This is a genomic window from Rhodoferax saidenbachensis (assembly GCF_031457975.1).
In the GTDB taxonomy this organism is placed as follows: Bacteria; Pseudomonadota; Gammaproteobacteria; order Burkholderiales; family Burkholderiaceae_C; genus Allorhodoferax; species Allorhodoferax saidenbachensis_A.
The window spans coordinates 142,910-160,045 of sequence record NZ_JAVDXO010000001.1 but is presented as its reverse complement, the minus strand read 5'-3'; the positions used below and the strand labels follow the sequence as shown (position 1 = coordinate 160,045).

The following is a 17,136-nucleotide window of genomic DNA, read 5'->3' as shown; positions in this document are numbered from 1 at the left end:
GGCGAAGTTCGGGGCCAGTCTTCAAGCCATTCAGGCCGCGATTTCCTTGGCGCTGATCTGGTACTTGAAGTCGTCGGGTGCGTAGGAATCCAAACGACCCGCCGCGGTCTCGGCCGCGGGGTACATGAAGAAGCCGAGCTTGGGGCCCTTGGACTGCGGCAGCACCACGTCATGGGCCACGTTGTAAGCCATCCAGTTGCCCTCCCAGCCGCCAAACAGGCCCTTGTTCACCGGGGCTACCAATGGGTTCTTGGCCGTCTTGATCCACTCGGGGCTTTCTTGGCGCATCACCTTGGCCACATCGGCCGGGTCCATGCCCACCCAGCCTTGGCCCTTGAGGTAGACCTCGGCACGGCAGTGCTGCGCGCCCTTCAGGCTGGCGGAGTTGCCGCCCAGCTCGCGGTAGCCAAAGGCGCTTGGCGCCACACGCAGGCCGTACACATCGCGGGCAGGAATGCCCACGGCGCGGCACAGGCCCACAAACAGCGCGTTCAGGTCCGCACACTTGCCGCCCAGGTTGTTGGTTTCCAGCATGGTCTTGATGTCGCCTTCGCCACAGCCGCGCACCTTGGGTTCGCGGTAGGTGTTGGTGACGATCCAGTCGAACAGCATCTGGGCCTTCTCGACATCCGTCTTGGCGCCGCGTGTAGCCTCTACCGCGGTGCTGCGCACAATGCCGTCCGTGGGCAGTAGAGCCGTTGGTTGGGTCCAGTACTTGAGCGTGGTGGCATCTTCGGCCACAGCCACTTTGCGCGCCCAGTCCTGCTTGCGGTTCTGGGTCTGGATGCGGCTGGTCAACTCCACATAGGGCTTGGCTTCGTTCTCGGCAAACTCCACGTAGAGCATGCGCGCACCGGTGGTGTTGTCGTCTTCGATGCGGGCCGTGCCGTTGCTGCTGTAACTGCTCTCCAGGGATTTTTGCCAGTCGCTGTTGACCGAAGGAATGGGCAACCACAGACGCGTGCCGCCCTGGGGCTTGGCAATGTCCACGCGGGTGGTCACCTCAAAGGTGCGCCAGGTGCCGGGAATGGGGGAGAACTGGCGCTCGGCCGTGCTGGCGGTCTGTGCAAAATTGATAGCAGGTAGCGCAGTGCTGGCAAGGGCTACAGCCGAATTCTTTATAAAAGTACGGCGCGAAGCCGCGCAGGAAGCCACGGGGGCAGCAGAAGTGACGGGGGCCATGCAGAGATCTCCGGGTGAATGAAAAGGCAGCGCGTACGGCGTAACACAAAGTACCCCGGGGTGGCGCAGGCGTGATTATCCCTGCTGCCTGTATATTCAGCCCTCCCCTGCCCCAATGGCACCCCTGCCCTCCCCCGTTTGAGCTCAGACTTCTTCTCCCTGCCGCCTGCCAGCGCCGCCCTGGCCCAGCACGCCTTGCATGCCTTTGAGCAAGTGATGGGCACCACCACGGGCTTTCGCAGCCGCCCCGGCCAGCACCAGATGGCCCAGACCGTGGCCGCCACCCTGGCCCAGGCCGATATTGGCGAGCACCCCAACCCCACCAAGGCCATCGCCGTCATCCAGGCCGGTACCGGCGTGGGCAAGAGCGCAGCCTATGCCAGCACCGCCATTGCCATGGCACTGGAACGCAAGACGCGCGTGATCATCAGCACTGCCACCGTGGCGCTGCAAGAGCAGCTCATGACCAAGGACCTGCCGGCGCTGGCGCGCAGCATGGACCAGCCCTTTGCCTACGCGCTGGCCAAGGGCCGCGGGCGCTACGTCTGCAAGGTAAAGTTGGAGCGGCTGGTGGGCAGCGGCGCGGCCGAGGACGACATGTTTGACGACGACCTGCCACAGCCCAAGGTGTCGGCCCTGTCGCAAGAGGCCGTCGAAGAACGCCGCCAGTCACTCTACGAGAGCATGGCCCACAAGCTGGCCGTGGTGAGCTGGGACGGCGACCGCGACACCCTGGCCGACACGCCCGACCCGCGCGACTGGTCGGCAGTGGCCGCTGAGCGCCACACCTGCACCGCACGCCACTGCCCGCGCTACAAGGAGTGCAGCTACTACAACGCGCGCACCCGCCTCGCCGAGGCGAATGTCATCGTGGCCAACCACGACCTGGTGTTGGCCAGCCTGGGCATGAAGACCTTGCCCGACCTGGACAACTGCCTGGTAGTGTTTGACGAAGGCCACCACCTGCCTGCAGTCGCCCTGGACCAGTTTTCCAGCGCCATGGACCTGTCCAACCTGCGCTGGCTGGACAAGCTGCCCAAGACCATGAACGAGGTGGCTGGCAAGCTGGCCCTGCACATCGGCGAAGACGTGCAGACCGTAACCAGCCAGCTCAAGGGTGCACTCACCACACTGGCCCGCATGGCCATGGACCTGGTCTGGGCCCAGACGGGCCAGAACGCGCGCGGCGAAGGCAACGACGGTACGCTGCGTTTTGCCATGGGCGTGCTGCCCGAGGCGCTGGTGGACCCGGTGACGCAAATCCACGCGCAGGCGAATGGCCTGTCCAAAACACTTGAGGCCTTGGGGGTGGACGTGAAAGCCATCGCCAAGGATGACCCTTCGCAAGCCGTGCTGTGCGCCCAGCTCTATGCCCAGCTGGGCGGCCTGGCGCCGCGCCTGGGCAGCCTGGTGTCCACCGCCAACCTGCTGCTGGAACATGGCGAGCAGCCGCTGGCCAAATGGCTGCAGGCCGAGAGTGAAAACGGCTACCTGACCATGACGGCGCACGCCTGCCCCATCGTGCCGGGCGATTTGCTGCGTCAGTTTTTGTGGAGCCAGGTGCGCGGTGCCATCGTGACCAGCGCCTCGCTCACCAGCTGCGGCAGTTTTGACTACTTCTTGAAAGAAGCGGGCCTGTCCAACAAAGATTACGTGACAGCACTGGAAGTGGCCAGCCCCTTTAACTACAGCGCCCAGGGCAGCCTGACCGTGGTGCACACCCAGGCCGACCCCAAGCACGCCGACGCTTACACCGCCGAGATGGTGCGCGCGCTCATGGACGATATTGAGCAGGTCAAGCGCGGCGCGCTGGTGCTGTTCACCAGCCGCGCGCAGATGCGCGCCGCCACCGACGCGCTGCCCGGCCATTTGATGGACATGGTGTTGGTGCAAGGCACGCAGTCGCGCACACGCCTGCTGGCGGCCCACACCGAGCGTGTGGAGAGCGGCATGCCCTCGGTGTTGTTTGGCCTGCAAAGCTTTGGCGAGGGGTTGGACCTGCCCGGTGCGCTGTGCGAGACCGTGTTCATTGCCAAGTTGCCGTTTGCGCCGCCCAGCGACCCCGTGGACGAGGCGCGCGCTGAATGGCTGCGCAGCGTGGGGCGTGATCCGTTCAACGAGTTGGTGATCCCCGCCACCGGTGTGAAACTGCTGCAATGGACCGGCCGCGCCATCCGCACCGAAGAAGACCGTGCGCAGGTCATTTGCTACGACAAGCGGCTAACCCAAACCAGCTATGGCAAGCGGATGTTGGCCGGGTTGCCGGCGTACAAATTGGGCGCTCGCCAGGCAAATTAGGCCGCGCCAAAATGCTCCAGCACGAAGTCCAAAAAACTGCGTAGCTTGGGCGTCAAGCGCCGGTCCGGCGCATAGAGGACATGGAAGGCGCGTGACGGCACAGGGAACGCTTCCAACACAGGCACCAACGTACCCGCCGCCAAATCGGCCTGCACCAGTTCCCACGACTGCATGAGCAGGCCCATGCCCGCGCGTGCAGCCATCAGCAGCGACTCCCCGTTATCGACCCGCAGCTTGCCCGCAATGGGCACGGTGATTGGCCCCTGCGGGCCTTTGAAGGTCCAACGCGCATGCAGGTCGCTGTGGGAGAAGCCCAGGCATTCGTGTTGCGTCAGGTCTTGGGGGTGGGTGATGGCCGGGCGACTAGCCAGATAGGCAGGCGCTGCGGTCAGGCATAGCCGGTACGGTGACAGCGCGCGGGCAATGAGGCCGCTGTCCGCCAACTCGCCCACCCGAAACACGATATCGAAGCCCTCGTCAATCAGGTCCACATAGCGGTTGGACAGTGCCATGTCGATGGTCACATCGGGGTACCTGCGCAAGTAATCCGGCAGGCGTTGCGACAGTGCATGGATGCCGAACGTGACTGGGGCGTTGATGCGCAAGCGCCCTCGGGGCGTGGCGCCACTGATGGCGGCAACGCCTTCGGCCGCCTCCACTTCCGCCAGGATGATCTTCACCCGCTCGTAAAACGCCGTTCCGGCTTCGGTCAGGTGCTGCCGGCGTGTGGTGCGCTGAATCAGGCGCACGCCCAGGTGCTGCTCCAGCGTTTGTACATGCTTGCCCACCAGCTGCGACGACATGCGCAAGGCATCACCGGCGGCGGAAAACGAGCCTGCCTCCACGGCCTTGGCAAAAACACCCATGCTTAAAAAGCGGTCCATTACAAACAATTCATTTCAAGTAATGACTATTTTTCACTATTTATCCAGATTCGTTTCAATTCTACAGTTCAGGCTCCACTTCACAAGGAGCTACACATGAAAGTTGCAATCATCGGAACAGGGAATATGGCCACCGGCCTGGCATCGGCATGGGCCGCAGCGGGGCACACGGTCAGCATTGGGGCCCGCGACCCCGCCAAGGCCGCCGCGTTGGCCGACAAGGTCGGTCACGGCGCCGTCGGCGGTGGCGTGGCCGCGGCTGCGCAACTGGCAGACATCGTGGTGCTGGCTGTGCCCTATGGCGGCGCCGCAGACGCGATCCAGCAGGCGGGCGGTCTGGCAGGCAAGGTGGTGGTCGACATCATCAACCCCATCAGCGCGGACTACAAAGAACTGGTCGTGGGCCACACCACCTCGGCCGCCGAAGAAATCCAGAAGCTGGCGCCGCAAGCCCGGGTGGTGAAGGCGTTCAACACCATCTTCGCCGGACTGCTGGCGCCCGAGGCACGGAAGGGCAAAACATTGCAGGTGTTTGTGGCCGGCAACGACGCGGCGGCCAACGCCGCGGTATCTGAACTGGTGCGTTCTGCCGGGTTTGAAGCCGTGGACTCCGGCGCACTCTCCAACAGCCGCTACCTGGAGCCCATCGGGGAAATGAACATCCACTTCGGCTTCTTCCTGGGCAAAGGCCCGGTGGTGGCACCGGCCTGGGTACAGGTCTAGGCACCGTTCACGGCGTCGCGCTTCTGGCTGCCTTGGTAGGCGGTCAGCACCTGCGTGGCGACCATGTCCAGCGCAGGGCGCGTGTTGCCCTGCTTGTCGGTCCACACCTTGGGTGTGAGCGCGCCGGCCAGTGCCACGGCGTCACCATCGTCCAGCGCCATCAAGGTGGCGCTGGCCTCGGCGGCAAACGCAATCACGTTGACGATCAGGCTTTCACCATCACCGGTCGTGGCCTTGACCTTGGCCAGCGCAAAGCTGCTGCCGTTCTTGCCCTGCCGGGTTTCGGCCAGGCCCACCAGGGTGCCCGCAATCAATCCTTCCACCATCGTGTTTCCTCTCGCCCCAGGGGGCAACCACTACAATCGCGCACCCTTTTCAAGTGCGCTTTCCATGACCGACACCAACGCTACCTGGCGAAACCGCAGCCTGCAGGCCGTCTGGCATCCGTGCACCCAAATGAAGCTGCACGGCACACCCGACAGCCCCCGCCAGCCGCTGGTCCCGATTGTGCGGGCAGACGGCGTGTGGCTGGAAGACGCAGAGGGCCAGCGCTACCTGGATGGCATCAGCTCCTGGTGGGTCAACCTGTTTGGCCACAACCACCCCGCCATCCGCGCTGCGCTGGTGGACCAGCTGGAGCGCCTGGACCATGTGATGCTGGCGGGCTTCACGCACCCGCCCGTGGTGGAGCTGTCCGAGCGGCTGGCAAAGCTCACCGGCCTGGGCCATGCGTTCTACGGCAGCGACGGTGCCTCTGCCACCGAGATTGCGCTCAAGATGAGCGCGCACTACTGGCGCAATGCGGGCCGGGCCGAAAAATGCCAGTTTGTGGCACTGGAAGGCGGCTACCACGGCGAGACCGTGGGCGCACTGGGTGTGACCGATATTCCGCTGTTCCGCACCGCCTATGCGCCGCTGCTGCGCCTGGCCGCCACCGTGCCCAGCCCCGATGCGCGCCGTGCCACCACCGGGCAAACGGCGGAGCAAGTGGCAGAGGCCGCGGCCGACCAACTGGAAGCTTGGCTCCAAGCGCACCACCAAACCACGGCAGCCATCATTGTGGAACCCCTGATCCAGTGCGCCGCCGGCATGGTCATGCACCATCCGCGCTACCTGCAGCGCGTGCGGGCGTTGTGTGATCAGTACGAAGTGCACCTGGTTGCCGACGAAATTGCCGTGGGCTTTGGCCGCACAGGCACCATGTTTGCGCACCAGCAGGCGGGCATTCGGCCAGACTTCATCTGCCTGTCGAAAGGCCTCACCGGCGGCACCCTTCCCTTGTCGGCCGTGCTGACCACCGACACGGTGTACCAGGCGTTCTACGACGAAGATGTGGCGCGTGGTTTTCTGCACTCGCACAGCTACACCGGCAACCCGCTGGCCTGCCGCGCCGCGCTGGCCACGCTGGACCTGTTCGAGCAGACAGGCATTCTGGAAAAAAACGTACAGACCTCGGACCAGCTGTGGGCCCAGTTCGCCCCGCTGACCGATCACCCGCGCGTGCACCACGCGCGCCGCCTGGGCATGGTGTTCGCGTGGGATGTGCCCAACCGCTTACCCGACTTTGCCAAGCGCTTTGCGGCCCATGCACTGGCTCGCGGCGCCGTGCTGCGCCCCATCGGCCACACGGTCTACGCCATGCCGCCCTATGTGATCAGCGAGGCCGAAGGTGCGCTGCTGGCACAAGCAGCCCTTGGGGCGCTGGAAGCCACGCTGGCAGAGGAGTCTGCGGGTCGTCCCCAATCCACCACCGGAGTTGTCGATGGCGTCTGAACCCGCATGCATCTTTGTCACCGGCACCGACACCGGGGTGGGCAAGACCCTGATCAGTGCCGCGCTGCTGCACGCCTATCGCCAGCACTACGCGCGCGTGGTGGGCATGAAGCCCGTGGCCGCCGGACTGGAGCTGCGCGATGGCCAGTGGGTCAGCGACGACGTGCAAGCCTTATCCGCAGCTTCCAGTATCACCGCACCGGCGCGGCTGACCAACCCGGTGGCACTGCACCACGCCATGTCGCCGCACCTGGCGGCCCGGCTGGAAGACCGCCACGTCACGGTGGCCGAACTGCTGGCCGCCCAGCGCGAGCTGGCCACGCTATGCGACGCCATGGTGGTGGAAGGCTCGGGCGGTTGGCGCGTGCCCGTCAACGACACCGAAACATTGGCCGACTTCGCCATCGCACTGCAAGCGCCGGTGGTGCTGGTAGTGGGCATGCGCCTGGGCTGCCTGAACCATGCGCTGCTGACCGCCGAAGCCATACGCCGCGATGGCCTGACACTGGCCGGTTGGGTCGCCAACACCGTGTCGCCCGACATGCCCGTGTTGGCCGAGAACATCGACACGTTGCGCCAGACCCTGGACGCGCCGCTGCTGGGCGTGGTGCCCTGGTCGGCCGCGCCGGATGCGCGCCATATCACCCTGGAGCTGCCCGCACCATGACCGTTAGTTGGCTGGATGAATTTGCGCCACGCATTGCTGCGCTGGAGGCCCAAACCCTGCTGCGCCGCCGCCGCGTGGTCACACCGCTGGATGGGGCGCGTTTGCTGGTCGATGGCGAAGCCCTGCTGTCGTTTTGCAGCAATGACTACCTGGGCCTGGCCCAGGACCCGCTGCTGCGTACCGCGGTGCATGCGGCCGTAGACGCGTATGGCGTGGGCGCGGGCGCCTCACCCATGGTCAGCGGCTACAGCGCGGCCAACGCGGCGCTGGAAGACGAACTGGCCCAGGCCGTGGGCCTGCCGCGTGCGCTGTATTTTTATGCCGGCTACTCCACTAACGCCAGCGTACTGCCGGCCCTGGTGGGGCCGGGGGACGCACTGTTCTCCGACCGCCTGAACCATGCCTGCCTGATTGACGGTGCGCGCCTGTCCAAGGCCAAGATTCACCGTTATGCACATGCCGATCTGGCAGCCCTGGGGCGCCTGCTGGCCGAGTCGCCCGCGTGCAAAAAGCTGGTCGTCAGCGACGCCGTGTTCAGCATGGACGGCGATGTAGCCGACATCCCTGCCCTGCTGGCACTGTGCGAGCAACACGACGCGCTGCTGATGCTGGACGATGCCCATGGCCTGGGTGTACTGGGTCCGCAAGGTCGGGGTGCACTGGCCGCTGCGGGGCTAACCGGGACGCAGGCCTCGCGCCGCGTGCTCTACATGGCGACGCTGGGCAAGGCCCTGGGCGTGGCCGGTGCTTTTGTGGCGGGAGATGCCACACTGATCGAATGGCTGCTGCAGACCACGCGCAGCTACACCTACGCCACGGCCGCACCCGCCTTGCTGGCGGAAGCGGTGCGCGCAGGCCTGCGCTGCGTGCTGGGTGAAGACGGCGACCACCGCCGCACGCATTTGCGGGGGCTGATTGCCCAGCTGCGTGCGGGCCTGGCACCGGGTGCCCACCCCGCAATCGATGCGCGCGGCTGGACCCTGATGCCCTCCAGCACACCCATCCAACCACTCATCATCGGCAGCAATGCCGATGCCATGGCCCTGACCCAGCAGCTGCGGGCACAGGGGTTTTGGGTGCCAGCAATTCGCCCACCCACCGTACCCGTGGGCACCGCGCGGTTGCGCATTGCGCTGTCCGCCGCGCACACGCAGGACGATGTGCGGCACCTGCTCAGCGCGCTGTACGCGCTGGCGCAGGCCTCGGCCTCTGCCGCCCTTTAGGCCGCAGGAGTCGTGTTGCGGGTCTTCAGGCCCAGCTTGCTCAGCAGGGTCACGTCGGCGCCAACATCAGGGTTGCCGGTGACCAGCAGCTTGTCGCCGTAGAAGATGGAGTTGGCGCCGGCCATGAAGCACAGGGCCTGCACCGCATCGCCCAGCTGCTGACGTCCGGCCGACAGCCGCACACGTGCTTTGGGCATGAGGATGCGGGCCACCGCAATCACGCGCACAAAGTCAAATGGATCGATCGGGTCGCTGTCGGCCAGCGGCGTACCGGGCACACGCACCAGGCTGTTAATGGGGACCGACTCTGGGTACGGAGACAGGTTGGCCAGCTGCGCCAGCAAGCCCGCACGGTGAACCGGCGCTTCGCCCATGCCCACGATGCCGCCGCAGCAGACGCTGATGCCGGCAGCACGCACATGGCCCAGTGTGTTCAGGCGGTCCTGGTAGCTGCGGGTGTCCACCACATCGGTGTAGTACTCGGGCGCGGTGTCCAGGTTGTGGTTGTAGTAGTCCAGCCCGGCGTCGCGCAGCTGGGTGGCGTGGTGCGACTCCAGCATGCCCAGCGTGGCACAGGTCTGCATGCCCAGGCCCTTCACCGCGCTGACCAGCTCGGCCACCTTCTCCACATCGCGGTCTTTGGGGGCACGCCAGGCGGCGCCCATGCAGAAGCGTGTGGCACCCGCGTCCTTGGCGGCTTGCGCAGCGCGTACCACTTCGTCCACTTCCATGAGCTTTTGTGCCTTGACGCCCGTATCGAATTCCGCCGATTGGGGACAGTAGCCGCAGTTCTCGGGGCAGCCGCCGGTTTTGACGGACAGCAGCGTGGCAAGCTCAATGTCACCCTCGGGCCAGTGCTGGCGGTGCACGGTCTGCGCCTGGTGCACCAGGTCCAGCAGCGGCGTGTCCAGCAGGGCTTGCACGGCATCTACGCTCCAGGTGGTTGATGCACTGTGGCCGCTGTCTGTGCGCTTGGGCTGAAAGTGCAGGGTTTGGGCGGCGGGGGAATGTTCTAGTGTTGTTGTCATATGTCTCTCTCAAAAAAACCCAGCCGCTTATTGTTCTACAAAAGCGCGCTCTACGACATAGTCCCCTGGGGTGGTCGTGTTGCCTTCCTTGAAGCCCTTCGCGTCCAGAATCTCGCGCATGTCTTTGTTCAGGCCGGGGCTGCCGCAGATCATGATGCGGTCGGTCGCGGGGTCCAGCGGCGGCAGGCCCAGGTCGGCAGGCAGCTTGTCGGTTTCGATCAGCGTGGTGATGCGGCCCTGGTGCTCAAACGCCTCGCGGGTGACCGTGGGGTAATAGAGCATCTGGTTGGTCACCATTTCACCCAGGAACTCGTGCTTGGGCAGCTCGTTCTTGAAGTAGTCGTGGTAGGCCAGCTCTTTGACCTCTCGCACACCGTGTACCACGATCACTTTTTCAAACTTCTCGTAGGTCTCGGGGTCGCGCGCCACGCTCAAGAACGGCGCCAGGCCCGTGCCGCTGCCCAGCAGGTACAGGTTCTTGCCGGGCAAGAGGTAGTCAATCAGCAGCGTGCCGGTGGGCTTGCGGCCGACCACAATCTTGTCGCCCACCTTGATGTGTTGCAGCTTGGAGGTCAGCGGGCCGTCCTGTACCTTGATGCTCAAAAACTCCAGATGCTCTTCGTAGTTGGCGCTGACGATGGAGTAGGCGCGCAAGAGCGGCTTGCCGTTTTCCTGGCGCAGGCCAATCATGGTGAAGTGACCATTGGAAAAACGCAGGGCCGGATCCCGAGTGGTGGTGAAACTGAACAAACGGTCTGTCCAGTGGTGTACGCTTAAAACTGTTTCTTCCAGAAATGCACTCATGGGGGCCTTGGGTGAGGGTCAGTCAGTGGGGAATGCCCGCGGTCACTTCCGGCTAGGGCGAAACCCTATATTGTAAAACTCCATACCCCCAAGACTTGTTATATCGATATTGATTTGAGTCATTAGCGCAACCCCATGCCGAACACCGCCACCCCGCCCCAAACCGCTCCCGCCACCCTGCTGGTGGCCTGCCTGTGCGCCCAATGGTGCGGCACCTGCAACGACTACCAGCCGCTGTTTGCACAACTGCAAACCGACTTTCCAGGGGCCAAGTTCGTGTGGGTGGATATTGAGGACGAAGCCGATCTGGTGGACCCGATCGAGGTGGAGAACTTTCCCACGCTGCTGATTGCCACCGGCGAGACGCCCCGCTTCTTTGGCACCGTGATGCCGCATGGGGAAACCCTGCGCCGCCTGCTGCAGTCCACCACCGAGGCAGGTGCCACCACGGTGGTCGATCCCGAGGTGGTGGCCCTGGCTCAGCGCTTGCGCGCGCGCTGAGGTGCCTGCAGCGCGGCCAGTAGCCGCGCGCCCTCGGGCCCGACCCAATCCAGCGCACCGCGCATCGTGCTCTGCGCCCGACCTTGGGGGTCGATCAGCACTGTGGAGGGGTAAATGCGAATGCCCCAGGCCTTGGCCAAGTCACCTTGCACATCGCGCACCACGGGCAGCTGCAAGCCGGTGCCCTGCACAAAGCGCTGCACCGCGTCGGGCGATTCCTTGAGGTTGATGGTGATGACTGCCAAGCGCTGGGCTTCGCGTTCTGCCAGCGCTTGCAGCGAAGGTATTTCGGCGCGGCAGGGTTCGCACCAGCTGGCCCAGAAATTCAGCAGAACTGCACGGCCGCGCAAGTCAGCCAGTTTCCAATGCACACCTACCTGGTCCACCAGCGGCAGCGCTGGCATGGCTTGGCCGCGAGGCCATGGCTGCACGTCAAACCCTGCGGTGGGTTCCGCCGCCTGTGTGCCCCCAGGTGCCGCGGCGGTCCAGGCGGACAGCCCGGCGATCAATACAGTGCGCCGGGACGCGTGCACGGATCAGAGCTTGGCCGTCACCCAGGCCTGCACGCTGGCCAGCGCGCCGGCCAGCTTGGCAGGCTCGGTACCACCGGCCATGGCCATGTCGGCCTTGCCGCCGCCCTTGCCGCCCACTTGCGCGGCTACAAAGTTGGCCAGCTCACCGGCCTTGACCTTGCCCGTGGTGTCGTTGGTGACGCCCGCAGCGATCTGCACCTTGTCACCATCCACCGCGCCCAGCACGATGACGGCGGTCTTGAGCTTGTCCTTGAGCTTGTCCATGGTGTCACGCAGGGTCTTGGCGTCGGCGCCGTCCAGCTTGGCAGCCAGCACCTTCACACCATTCACGTCCACCGCACTGCCCACCAGCTCGTCGCCCTGGGCAGACGCCAGCTTGCCCTTCAAGGCCGCCACTTCTTTTTCCAGCGCCTTCACTTGGTCCAGCACCTGGCCCAGGCGATTGCCCAGCTCAGCCACGGGGGCCTTCAAGGTGGAGGCCGCAGCGTTCACCGTGGTTTCCAGGTCTTGCAGGTAGGCCAAGGCGCCCTGCCCGGTCACGCCTTCGATACGGCGCACACCCGCAGCCACGCCGCCTTCTGCCACCACCTTGAACAAACCGATATCGCCGGTGCGCTGCACGTGGGTGCCACCGCACAGTTCGGTGGTGCTGCCGATGTCGAGCACGCGCACGACCTCGCCGTACTTCTCGCCGAACAGCATCATGGCGCCGGTTTGCTTGGCGGCCTCGATGTCCATCAAGCGCGCCTGGGTGGCCGCATTGCTCAGGATTTCTGCATTCACAATGGTTTCGATCTGCTGCACCTGCGCGTCGGTGACAGGCGCGTTGTGCGCGAAGTCAAAGCGGGTGCGCTCGGCGTTCACCAAGCTGCCCTTTTGCTGCACGTGGTCGCCCAGCACTTCGCGCAGGGCTTTGTGCAGCAAGTGGGTGACCGAGTGGTTGCGCTGAGTTGCTGCACGTTGGGCGGCGTCCACATGGGCCGTCACTGCGTCGCCAACGCGCAAAACGCCAGTCTTCAGCGTGCCATGGTGGCCAAACACATCGGCCTTGATCTTTTGCGTATCGCCCACTTCAAACAGTCCAGCGTCCGAGAACACCGCACCCTCGTCACCCACCTGACCACCGCTCTCGGAATAGAAAGGCGTGGTGTCCAGCACCAGCACGCCTTCTTGACCGGCTTTGAGCTCGGCAACCGGCGTACTGTCTGCGTAGAGTGCTACGATTTTGCTAGCTTGTGTGAGGTGCTCGTAACCTACGAAAGTGTTGCCCGCGCCGGTGTATTCCAGCGCCTTGTCCATCTTGAACTTGCCTGCAGCGCGGCCTTTGGCTTTTTGCTGCTCCATCGCGGCCTTGAAGCCCGCTTCGTCCACGTCCACACCGTTTTCACGGCACACATCGGCCGACAAGTCGAGAGGGAATCCGTAGGTGTCGTGCAGCTTGAAGGCTACTTCGCCGGGCAGCACTTTCACGCCGCCGGCCAGGGCTTCGTCCAGGATTTGCATGCCGGTGGCCAAGGTTTCAAAGAAGCGCTCTTCTTCCACGCGCAGCACTTCGGTGATGCGGGCTTCCTGGCTAGCAAGGTGGGGGTAGGCCGCGCCCATCACCTGCACCAGGTCTTTGACCAGCTTGTGGAAGAACGGGGTCTTCTGGCCCAGCTTGTAGCCATGGCGGATCGCGCGGCGCACGATGCGGCGTTGCACGTAGCCGCGGCCTTCGTTGCTGGGGATCACGCCGTCGCTCACCAAAAAGGCGGTGGCGCGGATGTGGTCGGCAATCACGCGCAGGGACTTGTTGCCCAGGTCGGTACAACCCGTTTCGCGGGATGCGGCCTTGATCAGCGTGTCGAACAGGTCAATCTCGTAGTTGCTGTGCACGTGCTGCAGGATGGCGGCCAGGCGCTCCAGGCCCATGCCGGTGTCCACGCAGGGCGCGGGCAGCGGGGTCACGGCGCCGGTCTCGTCCATGTTGAACTGCATGAACACGTTGTTCCAGATTTCGATGAAACGGTCGCCGTCTTCATCGGGGCTGCCTGGGGGGCCGCCGGGGATGTGGTCGCCGTGGTCGTAAAAGATCTCCGAGCATGGGCCGCAAGGGCCGGTGTCGGCCATCATCCAGAAGTTGTCACTCTTGTAGCGGCCGCCCTTGTTGTCACCAATGCGGATGATGCGTCCCTCTTGCTTCACGCGTTCAGGCGTCCAGCCGGACTTGACAAAAATATCTTCCCAGATGGCGTAGGCCTCGTCGTCTTCCTGGTAGACCGTGGCGTACAACTTTTCGGCGGGGAGCTTGTAAACGGTGGTCAACAACTCCCAAGCCCAGTTCAGACTCTCCTTCTTGAAATAGTCGCCAAAGCTCCAGTTGCCCAGCATCTCGAAGAAGGTGTGATGGCGGGCGGTGTAGCCCACGTTTTCCAGGTCGTTGTGCTTGCCACCGGCGCGCAAGCAGGCTTGCACGGACGCAGCGCGCACATAAGAGCGCTTATCAGTGCCCAGAAACACGTCCTTGAACTGCACCATGCCCGAGTTGGTGAACATCAGCGTGGGGTCATTGCCTGGCACCAGCGGGCTGGACGCGACCACGGTGTGGCCCTTGGAGGCAAAGAAGTCGAGGAAGGTTTTGCGAATGTCGGAAACACTCATTACAGGCTGGGTCATGTCTGGTTTTCTTCGCGCGTGGGGTCTATGGAACCTTCTATTATCGCCGCCCCCGGTGCCGGGCTGGCGTTGCATCCAAAGTCGGGGTGGCAACCATTGGGGGGCGGGTTAATACCGAGCACGGACACACCGAATAACAACTAACATGTTAGTCATGACGCAGGCCAGTACCACCCCCACCACCGATGAGGCCACCAGCCAGCGTGCCCGGGCTTACCAGGGCTTTACCCAGCAGATCTTCAACGGCGGCATACGGGCCGGGCAGTTCATCTCGCAGCGCGAGCTGATGCTGCTGCTGGACATGCCGCTGGGCGCCGTGCGCGAGATGATTCCACGGCTGGAAGCGGCTGGTTTGGTGAAGACCGTGCCCCAGCGTGGCCTGCAGGTGGCGCATGTGGACCTGAAGCTGATCCGCAATGCCTTTCAGGTGCGCTCCATGCTGGAGCGCGAGGCCGTGCAGCACTTTGTGCGCACCGCCAGCGAGGCCGAGCTGACCGCGATTGAGGCCAGCCACCGCCAGATCCTGGAACGCGCCAACGCCCCCGACGCGCTGAACGACCGCAGTCTGCTGGACGACGCCCAGGCCGTGGACTGGGGCCTGCACGACCGCATGATCGATGCACTGGGCAACGACATCCTCTCTGACATGTACCGCGTGAACAGTCTGCGCGTGCGCCTGATCAAGCTGGAACACAGCGTGATCACCCCTGGCCGGCTGGTGCCCGCCATGCAGGAGCACTTGCACTTTATTGATGCACTGCGCCAGCGCGATGCGGCGCTGGCCGTGGAACTGCTGGAGGCCCATATCAGCAGCGCCCGCAACCGCGTAATGCATGCGCCGCTGGAGCAAGTGCGCAGCGAATGGAATCTTCCCACCTCAACCGATAGGAGAACTCTTTGAACCCAGCGATCCAAGGCCTGTGGCCTGCCCTGTTGCTGCCCGTCAGCACCACGGGCGTGCTCGATACGCCCCGCACCATTGCCCACGCTCAGCGCTTGCTAGCCGCTGGCTGTGACGGCGTCACCCTATTTGGCACCACGGGCGAGGGCCCTGCCTTCACCATGGCCGAGCGCAAGGGCCTACTGAAATCCCTGTTGGGGAGCGGCGTGAAGCCGGACCAGATGGTGGTCACCATCACCGCATTGGCGCTGGGCGACGCGATTGAGCTGGGGCAGCACGCGGCCCGCCATGGCGTGCATCGCCAGATGCTGATGCCGCCCTTCTTCTTCAACCAACCCAAGGACGCCGGCATCATCGAAGCCGTGTCCCAGGTGGTGCGCGGCATTGGGGATGACGACCTCAAGCTGCTGCTCTACCACTTCCCCGCCATGAGCACGTTTGGTTTTTCGCACGCGGCCATTGCCGAGCTGGTGCGACGCCACCCCCAGCAAGTGGTGGGGGTGAAGGACAGCAGCGCCAACCTGGAGCACTCGCTGGCGCTGACCAAGACCTTTCCTGATCTGGCCATCCTGGTGGGTGCAGAGCCCCATGTGGCCCCCGTGATGGCGCAGGGCGGTGCGGGCTCCATCAACGGGCTGGCCAATATTGCGCCCCGGCTGATGCGCCGGGTGATGAGCAAACCCAGTCAGGTGGAACCGGAAGACGCGCAGCTGATTCTGGACATCCTCGCACTGATGTCGGCGCGCCCCGACATGCCGTTTGTCGGCGTCTACAAAGGCATGCTGGCCGAGCAAACCCGCGACGATGCATGGCTGCACATGCGTGCGCCGCTAAGCCCACTGGACCCCACCGAGCTGGCCATTGTGCGCAGCGGTTATCGTGCGCTGGGGGCTAGGCTGGACCGGCTGTAAACACACCCCCCAGGAAATCCATAAAAACCACAGGAGACAAAACCATGAACCAAGCCAACCACCTGAACCGCCGGGCCCTGCTGGGTGCCGCTGCCGCCCTGGGCGCGACCGCCCTGCCCGCCCTGGCGCAGGCCAAGACCGTGCTGCGTATTTCCACCCCCGCGGTGCCCGACGACTGGCATGCCAAGATGTGGACCGTGTTCAAGGAGCATTTGGAAAAAACGGCGCCCGGCGAATTCGATGTGCAGATCAACCTGAACGCCACGCTGTTCAAGCAAGGCACCGAGCCCGCCGCCATGGCGCGTGGCAACCTGGAGCTGTCCAGCATCTCGGCATTTGACATTGCCAAACTGGTGCCCGAGTTCTCCATCTTCACCGCGGGCTACGTGGTGCGCGACCCCGACCAACAGCAAAAGGTTTTCAACGGCCCCATTGGTGCTGAGTTGTTCAAGCTGGTGTCTGAAAAGATGGAGGTCACACCACTGGCCACCGTGTACCTGGGCACCCGCCAGGTGAACCTGCGCGAGGCCAAACCCGTCAAGACCCCGGCCGACCTCAAGGGCGTGAAGCTGCGCATGCCAGGCTCCAAGGAATGGCTGTTCCTGGGCGATGCGCTGGGCGCCACCGCCACACCACTGGCCTTTGGCGAGGTCTACATGGGCCTGAAGACCGGCACCATAGACGGCCAAGACAACCCACTGCCCTCGGTGCGCGCCGCCAAGTTCTATGAAGTGACCAAGCAACTGGTGCTGACCAGCCATTTGGTGGACGGCATCTTCATTGCCATTTCCAACAAGAGCTTCAACGCGCTGACCGCCGCGCAAAAGCAAAAGGTGACCGCGGCCGCCCAGGCCGCGGCCGCCTACAACAACGAGAACCGCATCAAGGAAGAAGGCCAGTTGGTGGAGTTCTTCAAGAAGGAAGGCCTCCAGGTCGTTACCCCCGATGTGGACGCCTTCCGCAAATCGGTGCAAGCCACTTACCAGGCATCGGACTACGCCAAGGTCTGGCCCAAGGGCTTGCTGGACCGCATCAACGCCACCAAGTAAGCGG

At 64.3% G+C, this 17,136-nt stretch carries 16 protein-coding genes; 9 read left to right on the top strand and 7 right to left on the bottom strand.

The genetic code is table 11. From position 1 onward, the window contains the following. Window positions 1-30: 30 nt before the first annotated feature. Window positions 31-1,182 carry a transglutaminase-like domain-containing protein gene (locus J2X15_RS00755; protein ID WP_310338442.1) on the bottom strand — a complete coding sequence of 384 codons (1,152 nt, stop codon included), beginning with the start codon at window positions 1,180-1,182 and terminating at the stop codon, window positions 31-33. A 138-nt stretch (window positions 1,183-1,320) separates the two neighbouring features. On the opposite strand from J2X15_RS00755, the gene dinG reads away from it, so the two are divergent. Continuing rightward, complete coding sequence (gene dinG, locus J2X15_RS00750; protein WP_310338440.1) at window positions 1,321-3,480, top strand: ATP-dependent DNA helicase DinG; 2,160 nt, start codon at window positions 1,321-1,323, stop codon at window positions 3,478-3,480. Here the strand turns inward: dinG and J2X15_RS00745 are convergent. Continuing rightward, the gene (locus J2X15_RS00745) at window positions 3,477-4,364 is read right to left on the bottom strand and encodes a LysR family transcriptional regulator (RefSeq protein WP_310338437.1); all 888 of its coding nucleotides are present in this window, start codon (window positions 4,362-4,364) and stop codon (window positions 3,477-3,479) included. The genes dinG and J2X15_RS00745 overlap by 4 nt on opposite strands. Window positions 4,365-4,460: 96 nt before the next feature. Here J2X15_RS00745 and J2X15_RS00740 point away from each other — a divergent pair, with 96 nt between their 5' ends. Further along, window positions 4,461-5,087 (top strand): NADPH-dependent F420 reductase, encoded by a 627-nt coding sequence (locus J2X15_RS00740; RefSeq protein ID WP_310338436.1) that lies wholly within the window; start codon window positions 4,461-4,463, stop codon window positions 5,085-5,087. On the opposite strand, the gene J2X15_RS00735 is transcribed toward J2X15_RS00740, so the two are convergent. Next, entirely contained in the window at window positions 5,084-5,413 is a 330-nt protein-coding gene (locus tag J2X15_RS00735) for a single-stranded DNA-binding protein (protein WP_310338434.1), read from the bottom strand. The genes J2X15_RS00740 and J2X15_RS00735 overlap by 4 nt on opposite strands. A gap of 64 nt (window positions 5,414-5,477) precedes the next feature. Here J2X15_RS00735 and bioA point away from each other — a divergent pair, with 64 nt between their 5' ends. The 3 genes from bioA to J2X15_RS00720 are packed head-to-tail and all read left to right on the top strand — an operon-like array spanning window position 5,478 to window position 8,750. Next, entirely contained in the window at window positions 5,478-6,860 is a 1,383-nt protein-coding gene (gene bioA / locus J2X15_RS00730; RefSeq protein WP_310338431.1) for an adenosylmethionine--8-amino-7-oxononanoate transaminase, read from the top strand. Then, the gene (bioD, locus tag J2X15_RS00725) at window positions 6,850-7,527 is read left to right on the top strand and encodes a dethiobiotin synthase (RefSeq protein WP_310338429.1); all 678 of its coding nucleotides are present in this window, start codon (window positions 6,850-6,852) and stop codon (window positions 7,525-7,527) included. Before bioA ends, bioD begins: the two co-directional genes overlap by 11 nt. Next, entirely contained in the window at window positions 7,524-8,750 is a 1,227-nt protein-coding gene (locus J2X15_RS00720) for an aminotransferase class I/II-fold pyridoxal phosphate-dependent enzyme (protein WP_310338427.1), read from the top strand. The genes bioD and J2X15_RS00720 overlap by 4 nt, the downstream gene beginning before the upstream one ends. Here J2X15_RS00720 and bioB read toward each other — a convergent pair. Further along, a complete protein-coding gene (gene bioB, locus J2X15_RS00715) occupies window positions 8,747-9,778 on the bottom strand; it encodes a biotin synthase BioB (RefSeq protein ID WP_310338424.1) in 1,032 nt (343 codons plus the stop codon). The genes J2X15_RS00720 and bioB overlap by 4 nt on opposite strands. Window positions 9,779-9,805: 27 nt before the next feature. Beyond that, the gene (locus tag J2X15_RS00710; RefSeq protein ID WP_310338421.1) at window positions 9,806-10,582 is read right to left on the bottom strand and encodes a ferredoxin--NADP reductase; all 777 of its coding nucleotides are present in this window, start codon (window positions 10,580-10,582) and stop codon (window positions 9,806-9,808) included. A 135-nt stretch (window positions 10,583-10,717) separates the two neighbouring features. On the opposite strand from J2X15_RS00710, the gene J2X15_RS00705 reads away from it, so the two are divergent. Beyond that, window positions 10,718-11,083, top strand: coding sequence for a thioredoxin family protein (locus J2X15_RS00705; RefSeq protein WP_310338418.1), 366 nt, complete (start codon window positions 10,718-10,720; stop codon window positions 11,081-11,083). Here J2X15_RS00705 and J2X15_RS00700 read toward each other — a convergent pair. Further along, on the bottom strand, window positions 11,062-11,616 hold the full coding sequence (locus J2X15_RS00700) for a TlpA family protein disulfide reductase (RefSeq protein WP_310338416.1): 555 nt from the start codon (window positions 11,614-11,616) through the stop codon (window positions 11,062-11,064). The two genes, J2X15_RS00705 and J2X15_RS00700, sit on opposite strands and share 22 nt — an antisense overlap. 3 nt (window positions 11,617-11,619) lie before the next feature. Further along, complete coding sequence (gene alaS / locus J2X15_RS00695; protein ID WP_310338414.1) at window positions 11,620-14,271, bottom strand: alanine--tRNA ligase; 2,652 nt, start codon at window positions 14,269-14,271, stop codon at window positions 11,620-11,622. Between the two features lie 145 nt (window positions 14,272-14,416). On the opposite strand from alaS, the gene J2X15_RS00690 reads away from it, so the two are divergent. The 3 genes from J2X15_RS00690 to J2X15_RS00680 are packed head-to-tail and all read left to right on the top strand — an operon-like array spanning window position 14,417 to window position 17,132. Continuing rightward, window positions 14,417-15,172 (top strand): GntR family transcriptional regulator, encoded by a 756-nt coding sequence (locus tag J2X15_RS00690; RefSeq protein WP_310338413.1) that lies wholly within the window; start codon window positions 14,417-14,419, stop codon window positions 15,170-15,172. Continuing rightward, entirely contained in the window at window positions 15,169-16,083 is a 915-nt protein-coding gene (locus tag J2X15_RS00685) for a dihydrodipicolinate synthase family protein (RefSeq protein WP_310338411.1), read from the top strand. Before J2X15_RS00690 ends, J2X15_RS00685 begins: the two co-directional genes overlap by 4 nt. A gap of 44 nt (window positions 16,084-16,127) precedes the next feature. Next, window positions 16,128-17,132 (top strand): sialic acid TRAP transporter substrate-binding protein SiaP, encoded by a 1,005-nt coding sequence (locus J2X15_RS00680; protein ID WP_310338410.1) that lies wholly within the window; start codon window positions 16,128-16,130, stop codon window positions 17,130-17,132. Window positions 17,133-17,136 lie beyond the last annotated feature (4 nt).